Source organism: Nonomuraea sp. NPDC050202, from assembly GCF_040656115.1.
In the GTDB taxonomy this organism is placed as follows: domain Bacteria; phylum Actinomycetota; class Actinomycetes; order Streptosporangiales; family Streptosporangiaceae; genus Nonomuraea.
This window is the reverse complement of sequence record NZ_JBFALF010000014.1, coordinates 63,517-80,360: the sequence shown is the minus strand read 5'-3', so window position 1 is coordinate 80,360 and position 16,844 is coordinate 63,517. Positions and strand designations below refer to the sequence as shown.

The 16,844-nt window shown below is 68.5% G+C and carries 18 protein-coding genes; 5 read left to right on the top strand and 13 right to left on the bottom strand.

Features of this window, described 5'->3' with window-relative positions; translation table 11 throughout:
* Window positions 1-53: 53 nt before the first annotated feature.
* On the bottom strand, window positions 54-1,409 hold the full coding sequence (dnaB, locus tag AB0I79_RS31705; RefSeq protein WP_357880647.1) for a replicative DNA helicase: 1,356 nt from the start codon (window positions 1,407-1,409) through the stop codon (window positions 54-56).
* 284 nt (window positions 1,410-1,693) lie between these two features.
* Here dnaB and AB0I79_RS31700 point away from each other — a divergent pair, with 284 nt between their 5' ends.
* Both AB0I79_RS31700 and AB0I79_RS31695 read left to right on the top strand, forming a co-directional pair.
* Window positions 1,694-2,995 (top strand): MATE family efflux transporter, encoded by a 1,302-nt coding sequence (locus AB0I79_RS31700; RefSeq protein ID WP_357880644.1) that lies wholly within the window; start codon window positions 1,694-1,696, stop codon window positions 2,993-2,995.
* Between the two features lie 67 nt (window positions 2,996-3,062).
* The gene (locus AB0I79_RS31695) at window positions 3,063-4,535 is read left to right on the top strand and encodes an amino acid permease (protein ID WP_357880641.1); all 1,473 of its coding nucleotides are present in this window, start codon (window positions 3,063-3,065) and stop codon (window positions 4,533-4,535) included.
* 3 nt (window positions 4,536-4,538) lie between these two features.
* On the opposite strand, the gene AB0I79_RS31690 is transcribed toward AB0I79_RS31695, so the two are convergent.
* From AB0I79_RS31690 to rpsF, 7 genes are all read right to left on the bottom strand, one after another.
* Window positions 4,539-5,282 carry an amino acid ABC transporter ATP-binding protein gene (locus AB0I79_RS31690; protein WP_357880637.1) on the bottom strand — a complete coding sequence of 248 codons (744 nt, stop codon included), beginning with the start codon at window positions 5,280-5,282 and terminating at the stop codon, window positions 4,539-4,541.
* Window positions 5,279-6,118, bottom strand: a complete 840-nt coding sequence (locus AB0I79_RS31685) for an amino acid ABC transporter permease (protein ID WP_357880633.1) — start codon at window positions 6,116-6,118, stop codon at window positions 5,279-5,281. The genes AB0I79_RS31690 and AB0I79_RS31685 overlap by 4 nt, the downstream gene beginning before the upstream one ends.
* Window positions 6,115-6,969: an ABC transporter substrate-binding protein gene (locus AB0I79_RS31680; protein WP_357880630.1), complete on the bottom strand. Its 855-nt coding sequence runs from the start codon at window positions 6,967-6,969 to the stop codon at window positions 6,115-6,117. Before AB0I79_RS31680 ends, AB0I79_RS31685 begins: the two co-directional genes overlap by 4 nt.
* Before the next feature lie 253 nt (window positions 6,970-7,222).
* The gene (gene rplI / locus AB0I79_RS31675; RefSeq protein ID WP_357880627.1) at window positions 7,223-7,669 is read right to left on the bottom strand and encodes a 50S ribosomal protein L9; all 447 of its coding nucleotides are present in this window, start codon (window positions 7,667-7,669) and stop codon (window positions 7,223-7,225) included.
* A 14-nt stretch (window positions 7,670-7,683) separates the two neighbouring features.
* Window positions 7,684-7,920 carry a 30S ribosomal protein S18 gene (rpsR, locus tag AB0I79_RS31670; RefSeq protein ID WP_020543048.1) on the bottom strand — a complete coding sequence of 79 codons (237 nt, stop codon included), beginning with the start codon at window positions 7,918-7,920 and terminating at the stop codon, window positions 7,684-7,686.
* 63 nt (window positions 7,921-7,983) lie between these two features.
* Window positions 7,984-8,538, bottom strand: a complete 555-nt coding sequence (locus AB0I79_RS31665) for a single-stranded DNA-binding protein (RefSeq protein WP_357880623.1) — start codon at window positions 8,536-8,538, stop codon at window positions 7,984-7,986.
* A gap of 78 nt (window positions 8,539-8,616) precedes the next feature.
* Entirely contained in the window at window positions 8,617-8,907 is a 291-nt protein-coding gene (rpsF, locus tag AB0I79_RS31660; protein ID WP_026214314.1) for a 30S ribosomal protein S6, read from the bottom strand.
* Between the two features lie 201 nt (window positions 8,908-9,108).
* Between rpsF and AB0I79_RS31655 the strand changes: the two genes are divergently transcribed.
* Entirely contained in the window at window positions 9,109-9,417 is a 309-nt protein-coding gene (locus AB0I79_RS31655) for a hypothetical protein (RefSeq protein WP_357880620.1), read from the top strand.
* A 42-nt stretch (window positions 9,418-9,459) separates the two neighbouring features.
* Here the strand turns inward: AB0I79_RS31655 and AB0I79_RS31650 are convergent, their stop codons facing one another.
* Window positions 9,460-9,636, bottom strand: a complete 177-nt coding sequence (locus AB0I79_RS31650; protein ID WP_020543052.1) for a hypothetical protein — start codon at window positions 9,634-9,636, stop codon at window positions 9,460-9,462.
* A gap of 77 nt (window positions 9,637-9,713) precedes the next feature.
* Between AB0I79_RS31650 and AB0I79_RS31645 the strand changes: the two genes are divergently transcribed.
* Window positions 9,714-10,457, top strand: coding sequence for a deoxyribonuclease IV (locus AB0I79_RS31645; RefSeq protein ID WP_357880617.1), 744 nt, complete (start codon window positions 9,714-9,716; stop codon window positions 10,455-10,457).
* A 73-nt stretch (window positions 10,458-10,530) separates the two neighbouring features.
* On the opposite strand, the gene AB0I79_RS31640 is transcribed toward AB0I79_RS31645, so the two are convergent.
* The 4 genes from AB0I79_RS31640 to AB0I79_RS31625 form a co-directional block, all read right to left on the bottom strand.
* Window positions 10,531-11,595 carry a mannosyltransferase family protein gene (locus AB0I79_RS31640; protein WP_357880614.1) on the bottom strand — a complete coding sequence of 355 codons (1,065 nt, stop codon included), beginning with the start codon at window positions 11,593-11,595 and terminating at the stop codon, window positions 10,531-10,533.
* A complete protein-coding gene (locus AB0I79_RS31635) occupies window positions 11,592-12,914 on the bottom strand; it encodes a glycosyltransferase 87 family protein (RefSeq protein ID WP_357880611.1) in 1,323 nt (440 codons plus the stop codon). Before AB0I79_RS31635 ends, AB0I79_RS31640 begins: the two co-directional genes overlap by 4 nt.
* The gene (locus AB0I79_RS31630) at window positions 12,911-15,499 is read right to left on the bottom strand and encodes a transglycosylase domain-containing protein (RefSeq protein WP_357880608.1); all 2,589 of its coding nucleotides are present in this window, start codon (window positions 15,497-15,499) and stop codon (window positions 12,911-12,913) included. Before AB0I79_RS31630 ends, AB0I79_RS31635 begins: the two co-directional genes overlap by 4 nt.
* Window positions 15,500-15,731: 232 nt before the next feature.
* Window positions 15,732-16,118, bottom strand: a complete 387-nt coding sequence (locus AB0I79_RS31625; protein WP_357880605.1) for a DUF5318 family protein — start codon at window positions 16,116-16,118, stop codon at window positions 15,732-15,734.
* Window positions 16,119-16,251: 133 nt separating this feature from the next.
* On the opposite strand from AB0I79_RS31625, the gene AB0I79_RS31620 reads away from it, so the two are divergent.
* Window positions 16,252-16,842, top strand: coding sequence for a PadR family transcriptional regulator (locus AB0I79_RS31620; protein WP_185111346.1), 591 nt, complete (start codon window positions 16,252-16,254; stop codon window positions 16,840-16,842).
* The last annotated feature ends 2 nt before the right edge of the window (window positions 16,843-16,844 follow it).

Here is a 16,844-nt window from a genome sequence, read left to right as displayed (position 1 = left end):
CCGGAGCGATCACCGCCATTCCTCGGCCGGCTGTCTGGTCGGTCACACGCGGCTCAGTGCTGGGCCATGTCCACGAACCGGCTGTAGTGACCCTGGAAGGCCACCGTCACGGTCGCGGTGGGGCCGTTACGGTGCTTGGCCACGATCAGGTCGGCCTCGCCCGCCCTGGGCGACTCGGGCTCGTACGCGTCCTCCCGGTGCAGCAGGATGACCATGTCCGCGTCCTGCTCGATCGATCCCGATTCGCGAAGGTCGCTGACCTGGGGGCGCTTGTCCGTCCGCTGCTCGGGGCCACGGTTGAGCTGCGAGATCGCGATGACGGGCACCTCGAGCTCCTTGGCCAGCAGCTTGATGGCACGGGAGATCTCCGAGACCTCGTTCTGGCGGCTCTCGGTCTTCTTCGGCGAGCTCATCAGCTGGAGGTAGTCGATGACCACGAACCTCAGGTCGTTGCGCTGCTTGAGCCGCCGGCACTTGGCCCTGATCTCCATCATCGACATGTTCGGCGAGTCGTCGATGAACAGCGGCGCCTCGGCCACCTCGCTCATCCGGCGGGCCAGGCGGGTCCAGTCGTCGTCGCCCATCATGCCGGAGCGCATGTGGTGCAGCGCCACGCGGGCCTCGGCCGACAGCAGACGCATGGTGATCTCGTTGCGGGACATCTCCAGCGAGAAGATGACCGTGGTCATCCCGTTCTTGATCGCCGCGGATCGGGCGAAGTCCAGCCCCAGCGTCGACTTGCCGATGGCGGGACGGGCGGCGACGACGATCATCTGGCCCGGGTGCAGGCCGTTGGTGAGCTGGTCGAGGTCGGCGAAGCCGGTCGGGACGCCGACCATCTGGCCGCCGCGGCTGCCGATGGCCTCCAGCTCGTCGAGGGCGCCCGGCATGATGTCGGCCAGCGGCGCGTAGTCCTCGGAGGTGCGGCGCTCCGTGACCTGGTAGATCTCGGCCTGGGCGCGGTCGACGAGGTCGTCGACCTCCTCGTTCTGGCCGCCGTAGCCGAAGGAGACGATGCGGGTGCCGGCCTCGATGAGGCGGCGCAGGATGGCCTGCTCGCGGACGATCTTGGCGTAGTAGCCGGCGTTGGCCGCGGTGGGGACGACGGCCGTCAGCGTGTGGAGGTAGGCCGCGCCGCCCACCCTGGCCATCTCGCCGCGCTTTTGCAGCTCGTCGAAGACGGTGACCGCGTCGGCGGGCTCGCCCCGGCCGTACAGGTCGGTGATGACGTCGTAGACCATCTGGTGGGCCGGGCGGTAGAAGTCGTCGGAGCGCAGGATCTCCACGACGTCGGCGATGGCGTCCTTCGACAGCAGCATGCCGCCGAGGACCGACTGCTCCGCCTCGATGTTGTTGGGAGGTGTGCGTTCGAAACCCGGGCCTGCGCCCACTTCTTCGTCAATGCTCACCGCGCCCCCTCGAACAGCTTGCAGGCGGTCGCACCACCCCCACTTGTAGTCGACCGGTGTGACAGTTTCCCGGAGTCACGCGCCATCGGCAACGTGACCTGTGGACAACCCTGTGGCCGAGCTGTGGATGACCGCCCCCAGGGTGTGAACGGCCTGTGGACAGAGCCTGGGGATAACTCTTGCGGATATCCACCGAAGCCACCCTGACCAGGGCGAACAGTGTCCACTGGCTGTGGAGGAAAGAAAGTTGGCCCGACACGCCGCGTAAGGCTCATAATGGACGAATGCCCATTACATCCAGAGATCGGGAGATTCTCCGGCTGGCTGTGCCCGCCTTCGGGGCGCTGGTGGCCGAGCCGCTCTTCCTGCTCGCCGACTACGCCATCGTGGGCCACGCCCTCGGCACCACGGCGGTCGGCGCTCTGGGTGTGGCGGGGACGGTCCTGACGACGCTGGTGAACCTGTGCGTCTTCCTCGCCTACGGGACGACGGCGTCCGTGGCGCGCCGGTCAGGGGCCGGCGACCACGTGCGGGCCATGCGCAGCGGCGTGGACGGCATCTGGCTGGCGCTGGCGCTCGGCGTCGCCGTGATCGCGGTGTGCTGGCCGCTGGCGCCGGCGATCGTGGACCTGTTCGGGACGGTGGGCACACAGGCGGCGCAGGCCGTGACGTACCTGCGGATCAGCCTGATCGGCGCGCCCGGCATGCTGGTCGTGCTGGCGGGGACCGGCGTGCTGCGCGGGCTGCAGGACACGGTGACGCCGCTGGTGGTGGCCGTGGGCTCGTTCGCGTTGAACGCCGCGCTGAACGCCTGGTTCGTGCTGGGGCTGGGGTGGGGCATCGCCGGGTCGGCGTGGGGGACGGTGCTGGCCCAGACGATCGGCGCGGCCGTCTACCTCGTGGTGGTGGCGCGGGGGGCCGCGAGGCTGGGGACGCCGCTGACGCCTTCGGTGGTGGGGGTCAAGGAGGCCGGTACGGTGGGGTTCGCCCTGTTCGTACGTACGCTGTGCATGCGCATCGTGGTGCTGGCCGCCACCGTCATCGCCACCAGGATGGGCGAGGCCGAGCTGGCCGCGTACGCGCTGGCCACCCAGGTGTGGACGCTGCTCGCCCTGGCCCTGGACGCCATCGCCATCGCCGGGCAGGCCATCACCGGGCGCTCGCTCGGGGCAGGCGACGTCGACACCACCCGCGCCGCCACGAGACGGATGGTCCAGTGGGGCATCTGGTCGGGGATCGTGCTCGGGTTGCTCGTGCTGGCGGCCAGGCCGCTGCTGCCCGGGCTCTTCGACGCCGACCCGCGGGTCGCCGGGCTGCTGCTCGACCTGCTGTGGCCGGTGGCGCTGCTCCAGCCGCTCTGCGGGGTGGTGTTCGTGCTGGACGGCGTGCTCATCGGGGCCGGCGACCAGCGGTATCTCGCCTGGGCCGGGGTGTGGACGACGCTCGCCTACCTGCCGGCCGCCCTGGTCGCCGCCGGTCTGGGCGTGGTGGCGCTGTGGTGCGCGCTGGGCGTGTGGATGGCGGCCCGCCTGATCACGCTGATCCGCCGCGCCAACGGAACCGCCTGGCTGGTAACCGGCACGTGATGGATTCGTGCTTGTTGTTGTCCACGTAGTGAGACATGGTGGGCGAGTTCCCTGAGCGGGGTGTTCCTTGTCCACGATTCTGCGACGACTGCCGCCTTCCGAGGCGACCGGCCTGCGTACCGGCGCCCGGCACAGCCTGGCCGAGGTCTACCGCCCGGCCGATCTGGTCGTGCTCGGGCTCGGCGTGATGATCGGCGCGGGCATCTTCAGCATCGCCGGGGAGCAGGCGGCCACCACGGCCGGTCCCGGAGTGATCCTCTCGTTCATGATCGCGGGCATCGCGTGCCTGCTGGCCTGCCTGTGCTATGCCGAGCTGTCGTCCACGATGCCGACCTCCGGCAGCGCGTACACCTTCACCTACGTCATCTTCGGCGAGGTCTGGGCGTGGATCATCGGCTGGGCGCTGATCCTGGAGCTGCAGTTCGCCGCCGCGGTGGTGGCCAGGGCGTGGGCCGCGATCGCGGTCGGGGCGATCTCGCACTTCGGGGTCCGCGTGCCCGCCGCGGACCTCGTCCAGGACGGCCTCGTGTTCGTGATCCTGGTGCTGCTCACGGGCATCGTGGCGCTGGGCGCGCGGGTCGGGCTGCGGGCATTGTGGATCATGGTGTCGGCCAAGCTGCTGGCCATCGGCGCGGTCATCGTGGTGGGCGTCGCGCACATCGACGTGGCCAACTTCGGCGACTTCTACGTGCCGCCGCAGACGCTGAACACGGCTCCGGTGACCGTGCTGGAGATCTTCATCGGGGAGGGCCAGGCGTTCGGCTGGTTCGGCATCTTCGCGGCGGCCTCGGCGATCGCGTTCGCCTACATCGGGTTCGACATCGTGGCCACCTCGGCGGAGGAGACGGCGAACGCGCCCAGGGCCGTGCCGAGGGGCATGATCCGCAGCCTGGTGATCGCCACCGTCATCTACCTCGCGGTGGCGCTGGTGATGATCGGCATGGCGCCGTACACGGAGATCTCCGAGGAGATGCCGCTGGCCGGCGCGTTCCGGGCGGTCGGCGTGGACTGGATGGTGCACGTCATCGACGCGGGCGCGGTGCTCGGGCTGACCACGGTGATCCTCGTGCTGATCGTGGGACAGACGCGGGTGCTGTTCTCGATGGCCCGCGACGGGCTCATCCCCCGCCGGCTGGCCACGGTGAGCCGCCGCTACCACACGCCCACGCGGGTGACGCTGGTGATCGGGCTGGTGGCGATCGTGCTGGCCGAGTTCGTGCCGGTGCTGACGATGCAGCAGCTCGTGGTGATCGGGACGCTGTTCGCGTTCGCGTTCGTGGCGGCCGGAGTGATCGTGATGCGGCGGCGCATGCCGCACCTGGAGCGGGGCTTCCGGGTGCCGCTGTCGCCGCTGCTGCCCGCGCTGTCGCTGGTGGCCACGCTCTGGCTGATGGTGAACCTGCGGGTGCTGACCTGGGCCTGGTTCGCCCTGTGGATGGCCTTCGGCCTGCTGGTCTACCTCGTGTACGGCCGCCGCCACAGCCTCCTGGCGCGCCCGGAGGCCCCCTCGAAGCACCCCCAAGGCCGTCACCGCCGCTAGGGCCTAGAACCGCCCCGACTCCAGGACGCTGCGCAGGAACTCCTGGGTGCGCGGGTGCTCGGGCGAGGTGAAGATCTGCTCAGGCGGCCCCTTCTCCACGAGCACCCCGCCGTCGAGGAAGCACACCACGTCCGAGATGTCGCGGCAGAAGCCCATCTCGTGGGTCGTCAGGATCATCGTCATGCCCGACTCCTTGAGCTCCCTGATGATCCCCAGCACCTCCACCACCAGCTCGGGGTCGAGCGCCGAGGTCACCTCGTCGAGCAGCATCAGCCTCGGCTGCGTGGCCAGCGCCCGGATGATCGCCACCCGTTGCTGCTGCCCGCCGGAGAGCTGGTCGGGGTAGGCCTTCGCCTTCTCCGCCAGGCCGAACCTGGCCAGCAGCTCGCGGGCCTGCTCCTCCGCCTGCGCCCTGGCCACCCCGTGCACCTGCCTGGGCGCCAGCGTGATGTTGTCCAGCACCGTCATGTGCGGGAACAGGTTGAACGACTGGAAGACGATGCCGAGCCGCTTGCGCACCTGGTCGACGTTCACCCGCGGGTCGGTGATCTCCTCGCCGTCGAGATGGATGGCGCCGTCGTCCACCGTCTCCAGCAGGTTGACGCAGCGCAGCAGCGTGGACTTGCCCGAGCCCGAGGCCCCGATCAGGCTCACCACCTCGTGCGACTCGACCTCCAGGTCGATGCCGCGCAGCACGCTGTGGCCGTGGAAGTTCTTCCACACCCCCTCGATGGTCAGGACGCTCATGCTCCGCGCCTCCTGCGTGTACGGGCCGCCAGATGGTCGGTGAGCCTGGCCATGGGGATGGTGAGCAGGATGAAGATCAGCGCGGCGGCCAGGTAAGGGGTGTAGTCGAAGGTGTTGAAGGTGTGCATCTGCGCCTGCCTGAGCGCCTCCAGCGGACCGATCGTCGCCACCAGCGCGGTGTCCTTCTGCAACGAGACGAAGTCGTTGAGCAGCGGCGGCACGACCCTGCGCGTGGCCTGCGGCACCACCACGAACCGCATGGTCTTGAGGTGGCTCAGGCCGAGCGAGCGGGCCGCCGCCACCTGGCTGGGATGCACCGACTCGATGCCCGAGCGGAACACCTCGGCCACGTACGCCCCGTACGAGAGCGTCAGCGCGATGATGCCCAGCGTCGCCTTGTCGGACGGGATGCCCTGCAACTTCAGCGCCGGCAGCCCGAACCCGATCAAGTAGATCACCAGGATCGTCGGCACACCGCGGAAGACATCGGTGTAGAGCGTGGCCAGGGCCCTGATCGGGAAGAACGCCGGCGTCCTGATCCCCCTGGCCAGCGCGACCAGCAGGCCGATGGCGAGGATGAGCACCTCTGAGATCAGGAAGATCCTGATGTTGAGCAGGAACCCCTCCAGCACGTCCGGCAGCGCCGCGACGAACTGCTCACCGTCGAAGAACGTCTCCCGCACCCGCGGCCAGCCCGGCGAGCTGGTGATCCCCCAGACCACCAGCACGATGAAGACGATCGTCGAGGCCGTCGCGATCGAGGCCGAGCGGCGGGCGCGCGACCTGCGCACCCGCTCCCGCTCGACCTGCCGCTCCGACTTGACCCATTCGCTCATCGCAGCTCGGGGGCACCGGCCGCGGAGCCGAGCCACTGCTGCTCGATCTTGGCCAGCTCACCCTTCGACTTCAGCGCGTCCACGGCCTTGTCCACGCACGGCTTGAGCGCGCTGCCCTTCTCCATCACCAGCCCGAACTCCTCGGGCGTGCCGCCCGTCGAGCTGAACTGGCCCAAGATCTTGGAGTTCTCCACCTGGGCGGCCGTCACGTAGAACGCCGTCGGCAGGTCCACGACCACCGCGTCCACCTGGTCGTTCTTCAACGCGGTCACGACGTCGATCTGGTCGTTGAAGACGTCGGGGTCGTCGGCCGGCTTGATGACGTCCCTGACCGCGTTGAACGAGGTCGTGCCCACCTGCACGCCGATCTTGGCGTCCTTGAGCTCCGCCAGGCTCTTGGCCCCGGCGTACTTGCCCTTCTCCGACACCACCACGGCCTGCTTGACCGTGTAGTAGCCCTTGCTGAAATCGACCGCCTCCGCCCGCTGGGGCGTGATCGAGACCTGGTTGATGTCGAAGTCGAACTGCTTGTCGCCCGGCGCGAACGCGGCATCGAACTTCACGGTGCTCCACTGCACCTCACTGCGGTCGAAGCCCAGCTCCCCCGCCACGGCGAACGCCACCGCGCTCTCGAAGCCCTGCCCGTTGCTCGGGTCGTCGTCCTTGAACCACGGCTCGAAGGCGGGCTTGTCGGTCCCGATGGTCAGCTTGCCCGGGGTGAGCAGCGACAGCTGCTCCTTGGTACAAGCGGTGGACGTCGTGGGAGCAGCCGTAGTGGCCGTGTCGTCCACAGGCGCACAACCGACGACGGCCAGGGCCACGGCAAGCAACATCAACGGGCGAACGGCCATGGCCTTGCCTCCAGGGGGAACGCGCTAAAGAACGAACGGCATTCTACGCCGCCCGTATAGGGAATCCCGTTCCAGGGTGCCCCTCACCACGGCAATCGGCCTGCTTCGGGCTCGCGTAACGGCGATCAGCCGGTGACGGGTTCAGCGGCCGTTTCCTGGAGGGCCATCAGCCGGAGTACGGCGGGTGGTGAGCCACGGCTTTGCCGTAAACAAAAGAAGGCCCCCGCACGCGGCGGAGGCCTTCAAGTGGAGATCAGCCCGCCACGACTTCAACGTCGATCGGCGCGGACACCTCCGGGTGGAGCTTGACGGTGACGCGGTGGGAGCCGACACTCTTGATCGCGTTGACGATCTCGATGCGGCGGCGGTCGAGCACCGGCCCGCCGGCGGCCTTGACGGCGTCGGCGATGTCGCCCGTCGTGATCGAGCCGAACAGCCGGCCCGACTCGCCCGCGCGGGTGGTCAGCCGGACGCGCAGCGCGCCGAGCTGGCCGGCGACCTCCTTGGCGGTGCCGAGGTCGCGGATCTCGCGGGCGTCGCGAGCCTTGCGGATGGTCTCGATCTGCTTCTCGGCGCCCCGCGTCCAGCGCATGGCGTAGCCGCGCGGGATGAGGTAGTTACGGCCGTAGCCGTCCTTGACCTCGACGATGTCGCCGGGGGTGCCGAGGCCGGAGACCTCGTTGGTGAGGATGAGCTTCATATCGACAGGCCTCCTTAGCGCGCGGTGCTCGTGTAAGGCAGCAGGGCCACCTCACGGGCGTTCTTGATCGCGGTCGCCACGTCACGCTGGTGCTGGGTGCAGTTGCCCGTCACCCGGCGCGCACGGATCTTGCCGCGGTCGGAGATGAACTTCCGCAGCAGGGCCGTGTCCTTGTAGTCGACGTAGGAGATCTTGTCGTGGCAGAACAGGCAAACCTTCTTCTTGGGCTTGCGCAGTGCCGGCTTTGCCATCGTGGTGCTCCTTTCAGAGCCCCGCCTTCAGGGCGGGAATGGACTCGGGCTTGTGGACTGGGATTAGAAAGGCGGCTCGTCGCTGAAGTCGCTGCCGCCGCCGCCGAAGCCGCCGCCGCCCTGCTGGCCGCCGCCACCGAAGCCGCCGCCACCGCCCTGGAAGCCGCCGCCCTGGGGCGGGGCGGGCGTGGCGGAGGCCCACGGGTCGTCGGCCGGGCCGCCGCCGAAGCCGCCACCGCCGCCACCCTGACGGGAGGTGCGGTTGACCTTGGCGGTGGCGTTACGCAGGGACGGGCCGACCTCGTCGACCTCGACCTCGTAGACCGTGCGCTTCTCGCCTTCCTTGGTCTCGTAAGACCGCTGCTTGAGCCGCCCCTGCACGATGACCCGCATGCCGCGCTGGAGGCTCTCGGCGGCGTTCTCCGCCGCCTGCCGCCAGACGTTGCAGGTCAGGAAGAGGCTCTCGCCATCCTTCCACTCGTTGGTCTGTCGATCCATGAACCGCGGAGTGGACGCGATGCGGAATCGAGCCACCGCTTGCCCCGTCGGGGTGAAGCGCAGCTCCGGGTCGTCGACGAGGTTGCCGACGATGGTGATTACGGTGTCGCCTGCTGCCATGGCTAGCGCTCGCCTTCCTGCACGCCTTCGCTTGGGTTACGGCTCAGAGTACGGGGCTCCTCCGACAAAAGCCGGAGGTTAGTGCACGTCGGGACGCAGGACCTTGGTGCGCAGAATGCCCTCGTTGAGGTTCATCTGCCGGTCGAGCTCCTTGACCGTCGCGGGCTCCGCGGACAGGTCGATGACGGCGTAGATGCCTTCGGACTTCTTGTCGATGTCGTAGGCGAGACGGCGACGGCCCCAGACGTCGACCTTCTCCACGGTGCCGCCGTCGTTGCGGACCACGGTGAGGAACTGGTCGAGGGACGGCGCGACGGTGCGCTCATCGAGCGAAGGGTCCAGAATGACCATTACTTCGTAACGACGCATGCGGGACTCCTACCTCCTCTGGACTCTTGCGGTCACGACACTCTGCCGTGACAGGAGGACGCTGACGTCTTGGCCCGGGCGGCCCCATTTCGGCACCCGGGGCGATGGGTCACCCATCACAACGCAGCGTGCCCCAGGTTACCAGCCGTGAGTAGGTGGGAAGGCCTGTAGGAAACCAAGGGGGTGGTGGCTGTGCCACATGTGCTTCAGCCCTCCGAAAGGGAGCGGTTCAGGCTCACGCTCAACCCGGATGGACGTCCGCACCCGGTCGAGAACATCCTGGCCATCGCCACGCTCGTGTGTGGTGTGGTCGCCTTCGTCTCGACGTTCTGGACCTCGGCGCACGCGATCGCGTCCTGGTTCGGCACGCTGGGCTTCGGTATGGGTCTCTATTCGCAGTACATCTCCGCCACGACGCCGCAGCGCTCGCTCAACATCGTCGGCCTCGTGGGATCGTTCGTGGGTGCCGCGCTGGGCATCGCCCACGGCGGTTTCCTCCCCCATACATGAGCCAACGGCCCCGGTCGCCCGGGGCCGTTCACTTTATGTGACTCACCCGATGTGCAGGTCTATGCCGAGCAGGACCAGGAACCAGAGGAACACCGCGAGCAACGCCTCCGCGAGATCCCGCAGCAGCCCCGGCGTGATGTAGTCGTACACCCAGGCGACGTAGATGCCGATGATGACGTAAACGAGAACGATCAGCGCCCGTAAGCGCCAGCGGCTCATATGTGTTCTCCTCGGGGGTAGGGGGTGTCCCCGCGACTGCCCTGAGCTGCTGATGCCAAACGGATATCCTCGGTGACATGGTGCTAATCGGAGCTCATGTCGATCAGGACGACCCCGCCGCCCACGCCGCGGAGGTCGGGGCCGAGGTGGTGCAGTTCTTCCTCGGCAACCCGCAGGGCTACGACAAGCCCGTGCTGCCGGCCAAGCCGGTCGAGGGGGTGGACGTCTACATCCACGCCCCCTACCTGATCAACGTGGCGACGACCAACAACCGCATCAGGATCCCCAGCCGCAAGCTGCTGGAGCAGCACCTGAAGGCGGCCGCGGGCCTCGGCGCCAAGGGCCTGATCGTGCACGGCGGTCACGTCAACAAGAGCGACGACCCGCAGACCGGGTTCGACAACTGGCGCAAGGTGTTCGAGCGCATGGAGTGCCCCGTCCCGGTGCTGATCGAGAACACCGCGGGCGGCGGCAACGCGATGGCGCGCAAGCTGGAGCGCATCGCCCGGCTGTGGGATGCGCTCGACGGCTTCGACGTGGGTTTCTGCCTCGACACCTGCCACGCCCACGCCGGCGGCGAGGAGCTGATCGACCTGGTCGACCGGGTCAAGGCCATCACCGGCCGCATCGACCTGGTCCACTGCAACGACTCTCGCGACGACTTCGACTCCGGCGCCGACCGGCACGCCAACCTGGGCAGGGGGAAGATCGACCCCGAGCTGATCCTGGCGGTCTGCCGGGCGGCCGGCGCGCCGATCGTGGTGGAGACGCCCGGCGAGGGCCAGGCGGAGGACATCGCGTTCCTGAGGAAGAACCTCTAGCGAATACACACAGCCTGTGGATAACTTCCCTGGATTACCAAGACAGGAAAGTGGGTAAGGGCGCGCGCCGGCCTCAGCCCGCCCAGGCGCCGCTCAGGAACCGGCCGGCGTTGACCAGCATCAACGGCCCCGAGATCAGCCCGTACAGCACGATCACCCACGCCCGCCTGGTCGCGAGCCTGGCGACCAGCACCCACAGCGGGAACCACAGCAGCAACGAGCGCGGGATCGACAGGTAGTACGCCGAGGTCATCAGCGCCGCCGCCTGCGTGCCCGTGTAGACGGCCTCGCTCCAGCGGCGCAACGCGAGCAGCCACACCAGCCCCGCGACGGCCACCACCACCCCGGCGATCTCCATCCGGAAGGCCACCGCGAAGTCGCCCGAGCCCATGGCCGAGCGCCAGGTCGTCGCCCACGCCTGCCACGGCCAGGCGAAGTCGCGCCCCCAGCCGGCCTCCTGGGCGTGCTTCCAGGCCAGCCAGTCGCCGGTCCTGCCGTACTGGTAGTACGAGTACGCCACCAGCGGCACCAGCGGCACGGCGAGCCACCCGGCCCGCCGCGGCGACTCCCTGCGCATCACGAACTCCACCACGAGCGCGACCGCGAGGAACAGCCCCGTGATCCGCACGCACGAGGCACCGGCCGCCAGCAGCGCCGCCGATGGCCAGTTGCCCTGCCGGGCGGCCAGCCACGCCGGGATCGCGAAGGCCAGGAAGAGCGACTCGCTGTAACCCGCCGCCAGGAACACCGCCATCGGGAAGAGCAGCAGCGCCAGCACCGCCACCCACCCGGAGGCGCCCTCGGCCTCGGCCAGCCGGGCCAGCGCCAGCATCGCGACCGCCCCGGCGACCAGCGAGACCAGCAGCCCGGCCGCCGCCCAGTCGGGCACCACGAGGTGCACCAGCCGCAGCACCGCCGGCAGGCCGGGGAAGAACGCGGGCAGCCCGTCGTCCGGCGGCCTGCCGGGTTCGCCGTCGTAGCCGTACTGCGCGATCGTGATGAACAGCGTGGCGTCCCACCTGCGCCACCTGTCGAGGTACTCGCCCAGCGTCACGCCGAGCAGCGTCGCGACGAGCAGCCCGGCCCGCGAGCCGAACCACAGCAGCAGCGCGTCCCGACCGGCCGAGCGAGTGATCATCTGAAGGCGGACTGCAGCGTGAACCGGTCGGGCGCGTCGTCGAACACGCCGCCTGCCTGGTCGTCGATGTCGGCCTGCCGGACCACGTCCTTGTCCGGGCGCAGGATGTCACGCACGACGAACGCCATCATGATGCCGATCGTGATGATCCGGCCCCACACGGCGGTGAAGTACGTGTCGTCACCGATTCCCAGGTCGCCCCGGCTGAGCGGCGGCTGGGCGAGCAGGTAGAGCCAGATCGCGACGAAGTACCAGACCTCCGCGAGCTGCCACAGCACCAGCGGCTTCCAGTTGGGCCTGGCCAGCACCGCGAACGGCACCAGCCACAACACGAACTGCGGCGACCACACCTTGTTCGTCATCATGAACGCGGCCAGCGCCAGGAAGCAGATCTGCGCCAGCCGGGGCCGGCGCGGCGCGGCCAGCGCCAGCACGGCGATGCCCACGCACATGATCGCCAGCGACACCATGCCCAGCGTGCTCACGTCGGCCTCGCCCAGGACCGGCCAGCCCTTGTTCTGGAAGAACAGCCACGGCGAGCCCCAGTCCACCCCGCGTTCCTGCGAGAAGACGTAGAACCTGCGCCACCCCTCCCAGGCGAAGACCATGAACGGCACGTTCACCACGAGCCACGCGCCCGCCGCCGAGCCCGCCGTGACCAGGAACGGCCGCCATCGCCCGGTACGCCACGTCAGCAGGAACAGCGCGCCCAGGAACATCAGCGGGTAGAACTTGGTCGCGATCGCCAGCCCCAGCAGCACCCCCGCCGCCACCTGGCGCTGCCGCTTCCAGGCCAGCAGCATGCCCATGGACAGCGCGCCGGCCACCAGGTCCCAGTTGATGTAGGCGGCCAGCACCACGGCCGGCGAGATGGCGTACCAGAGCGGGTCCCAGCGCCGCGTCGGGCCCGCCACCGCGGCCATCAGCAGCACGCCGGCCACGAGGCAGAGGCCGAGCAGGATCACCGTCAGGTCGTAGAAGCGCACCGCCTGCGCGACGGGGTCGGGCTCCAGCGCGCGGGCGATCCAGCTGATCACCTGCATGACCTCGCCCAGCACCACCGGGTACTCGACCTGCTTGTCGAACGGCACCTGGGCGAAGTAGGGGTCCTGGGTGGCCAGCGCCCTGTCGAAGTACAGGGGGTAGATGTCGGTGTAGCAGAAGTTCGTGTAGGTGGAGACCTGGTCGTTCCACCCGCCGGTGCGGCACGGGAGCCGCACCACGTACGCAAGGGTCGCCCCCAGGGCCGCGATCAGCCCCAGGGGCAGGTACGGCACGGCACGCGCCACCCAGGGGGCGCGTGCCTCGGTGCTCGTCACTGGTCCTCTGGCCTGGTGGTCTTCGGTTGTGTCCCGCCGGTTCTGGGCTCCGGCGCGGATCCCTGGCCCGCCAGGCCCACGTCGTCGGGGTTGGTCTCGGAGAACTCGTCCTCGGCGCCGTCGTCGTCCACGCTCACGTCATCGTCGGGAACGGTGGTGTCGTTGCTGTCGCAGCCGACGAGGCAGTCGTCCGCGCCGTCGTCGAACGGGTTGTCCGAGCCGAACGGGTTCTCGTCCTCCTGCGTCGGCGTCGGCGTGGGCGTCGGGCTCGGCACGATGTTCTCGGGGACACCCACCTCAGCCCGGTCCGGGAACTGCTCGATCGGCAGGTTCTCGTGGGCCATCTGCATGAACTTCTGCCAGGCGATGGTGGGCGGGCCCGCACCCTCGAAGCCGAGCGAGACCTCCCTGACCGTGGTGTAGGGGTTGTCGTTGTTGTACTTCTTGCTGCCCTTGCGGAAGATCGGGCAGTTGGAGTGCTGCGGCGCGACGACCTTGCCCGTCTTGGTCACGCACTGCTCGCGGTAGAACCCGACCGCGGTCGAGATCTGCGGCGTGTACCCGACGAACCAGGCTTCCTTCTCGTCGTTGTTCGTGCCGGTCTTGCCGGCGGCCGGCCTGTTGCCCAGGCCCTTGCCCGCCGCGGTGCCGCCCGGCTGGAGGACGGCCTGCATGGCGATCGTGGCGTCGGCGGCGACACCCGGGTTGATGACCTCCTTGGCGACGGCCTGCTCCGGGTAGGCGACCTTGCCGTTCTGCTTGACCTCCTGGACGACGTGGTACTTGGTGTACTTGCCGCCGTTGGCGAAGATCGAGTAGCCCGCGGCCTGCTCGACCGGCGTCACCAGCGCGCTGCCGATCGCGAACTGGAAGTGGTGCTCGTTCACGTCGTCTTCCATGCGCTTCTGGTCGAAACCAGCCGCCTCGACGAGGTTCTTGACGTCATCGAGCTTGCCCGGCAGCTTGAACGCCATGGACACGTACGCGGTGTTGACCGACGCCGCGGTGGCCTTGACCACGTCCACGGACACGCCGACGTTGTGGCTGTTCTTGATGCCGCCTTCCTGCTGGCCCGGCAGCTCCTTCGGCACCGTCTGGTTGCCCGGCACGTAGCTCTTGAGCGAGTAGCCGGCCTGCAGCCAGGCCGCCAGCACGTACGGCTTGAACGCCGACGCGGCCTGCTTGGTGGACTGGAAGGGCTCGTTCCACGGGTCGGTGAGATAGTCGTCGCCGCCGTAGAAGGCCAGCACGCGCCCGTTCTTCGGGTTCACCGCGGCCAGGCCGCCGTGGAACTCCGTGCCCAGGTTGTACGCCTGCATCGTGCTCTTCACCGCCGTCTGGGCGGCCTTCATGAGCCTTCTGTCGAAGGTCGAGACGATGTGGTAACCGCCGCTCTTGATCTCTTCCTCGGTCAGGCCGCGGGTCTCCAGCTCGGCCAGCACCTGCTTGACCATGTAGCCGTTGAGCCCGCCCAGGTCGTCGTTGCCCGCGGAGGCACGCGTCTTGGGGAACTTGGCGGTCTGCGGGAGGTTGCCGTACTTGTCGGGCCACAGCTCGGCCATGTTCTTGATGACTTCCTTGAACCGCCACTGCAGCGCCGAGGAGTCGTGGTCCCAGTTGGGCTGCTGGATGCGGGCGGCGAGGTAGGCGCCCTGCTCGGGGGTCAGCTTCGCGGCGGTGATGTTCTTGCCGGGGAAGTACGCCTTCGCGGCGGCCTCGACGCCGTACGCGCGGCCGAAGTTGATGGTGTTGAGGTAGGTCTCGAGGATGTCTTCTTTCGACATGGTCTCGTCGAGCTTGACCGCGACGAAGATCTCCTTGACCTTACGCTGGATCGAGACCTCCTGGCTGAGGCCGTCGTAGTAACCGCGAGCCATCTGCTGGGTGATCGTCGAGGCGCCCTGGAGCTGCTGACCCGTGACGGTGTTGTACACCGAGCGGACCATGCCGGAGACGGAGATCCCGGAGTCCTCCCAGAACGTCTTGTTCTCGATGGCGACGGCGGCGTTCCTGACGTCCTCGTCCATCTTGGCGAACGGGACGATCTCGCGCTTGAAGCCGAGCCTGGCGATCTCGTTCTTGCCGTCGCGGAAGTAGATGGTGCTCTGCTGGGCCGTCGCCTCGCTCTGCGCGGAGGTGGGGACCGGGGTGTTGGCGTACGCGACCATGATCATGCCGAACAGGCCCGCCGCGAGCACCACGGTGCCGGCCACGACGATCTTCCAGCTCGGCACGAACCTGCGCCAGCCGCCCCGGCCGCCGCCGTCCTTCTTCGTCGGCGGGCCCGGAGGCTCGGGCGGCTCGCCCGAACCGCGCCGGCGCGAGCGGCGCGGCGCGTCACTGATGATCGTCTCCTGGTTACCCAGCGTGCGCGTGTCCTGGCGGCTGCGGGAGCGCGGCGGCGGCTGCTCCGGATGGCCCCCAGGCTGCGGCTGCTGCTGGGGATGACCCCCCGGCCGCGGCTGCTGGGGATGGCCTCCACGCTGCGGCGGCTGCTCGGGATGGCTCCCGCGCGGCTGCTCGGCATGCCCCGCACGCGGCTCGCCGCGTCCGGCAGGTGGTTCGTCGTACGGCTGCGCGGCCATCGCGCCGGTCTGCTCGTAGGCCGCTTCAGGACGACGGGGCGGCTGGGCCGCACCCCACCCCGGTTCGCCGGTTTGGGGAGGAGAACTCTGGGGCACAGAACGGGATGAGTTGGATCGACGGCGCCTCCCCGGGCGGGCCGTCCCCTCATTCATGCTGCTACTCACACGTCCTCGCAACGTCGTCGGAAACATAAACGGCGGTTGGGCGTGAACTCCTCGCCGCCCTCGGTCTTCACGCTCGTCCGGCGAGGTCAGGCGGTCCGTTCCCGAGGACGTACGAAACCGTCAGGTGATTCCAGGAACAACCTTGGCAGACCTCGACAACGTACACCCGGAACTCATCGTAATCATGAGCCATGGCGACGAGTTCTGATGTGACCTTTGCCTGACCGGCATGCCTCCCGAGGGAGTCGCCGTAGACATAGGTCACGTTGGTGACGTTCTCCTTTTCGCACACCGGGCAGGGGCGTTCGGTCGGTTCGCCGAAGTGGCGCGCCGCGCGAAGGAGGTAGGGCTGTGCGTCACAGACGTCGCGGCGCGAGGCATCCCCCGAGCGCAGGGAGCGGACGACCGCCCGCTTCGCGAGGCCGTAATCCACCACCCTTCTCTGTGACCACATGAGCGCCAGACTACGGCGTTTTACGGGTTCATCCCAACGCCTTGGCAGATTCATAGATTGCGGGCATATAGCGGACCGACGTATCTTGGAGATGTATCGGCTCGATACATCGACGCGAGAGGGGGCGGTTCCAGTGGCCAGCGGACAGGGCAGGGTCTTGGAACTGGCCGTGCTCGGGTCGCTGCACGAGACGCCGCTACACGGCTACGAGCTGCGCAAACGGCTCAACGCCCTGCTGGGGATGTTCCGTGCGTTCTCCTACGGGTCGCTGTACCCCTGTCTGCGATCACTTCTGGCTCAGGGCCTCATCGCCGAGGAGCAGCCCGCTCCGAACGCGATCGTCGGCGGCAGGTCGAAGATCGTCTACAAGCTGACCGCTGAGGGCAAGGAACGCCTGCAGGACATGCTCACGCAGGCCGGTCCGTCCGCATGGGAGGACGAGAGCTTCGGCGTGCACTTCGCCTTCTTCCGCCACACCGAGGCCGAAGTGCGGTTGCGCATTCTCGAGGGCCGCCGTAGCCGGCTCGAGGAGCGCCTCGACGCGGTGCGCACTGCGCTGGCGCGCACCAGGGAGCGTCTCGACAGCTACACGCTCGAGCTGCAACGTCACGGGCTCGAGTCCGTCGAACGCGAGGTGCGCTGGCTGAACGAGCTGATCGCAACGGAGCGTCGGGCCTCGTCAGAGGAGAGGCCCGAAAGAGATACCACGTCAACTGATGAGTAAGG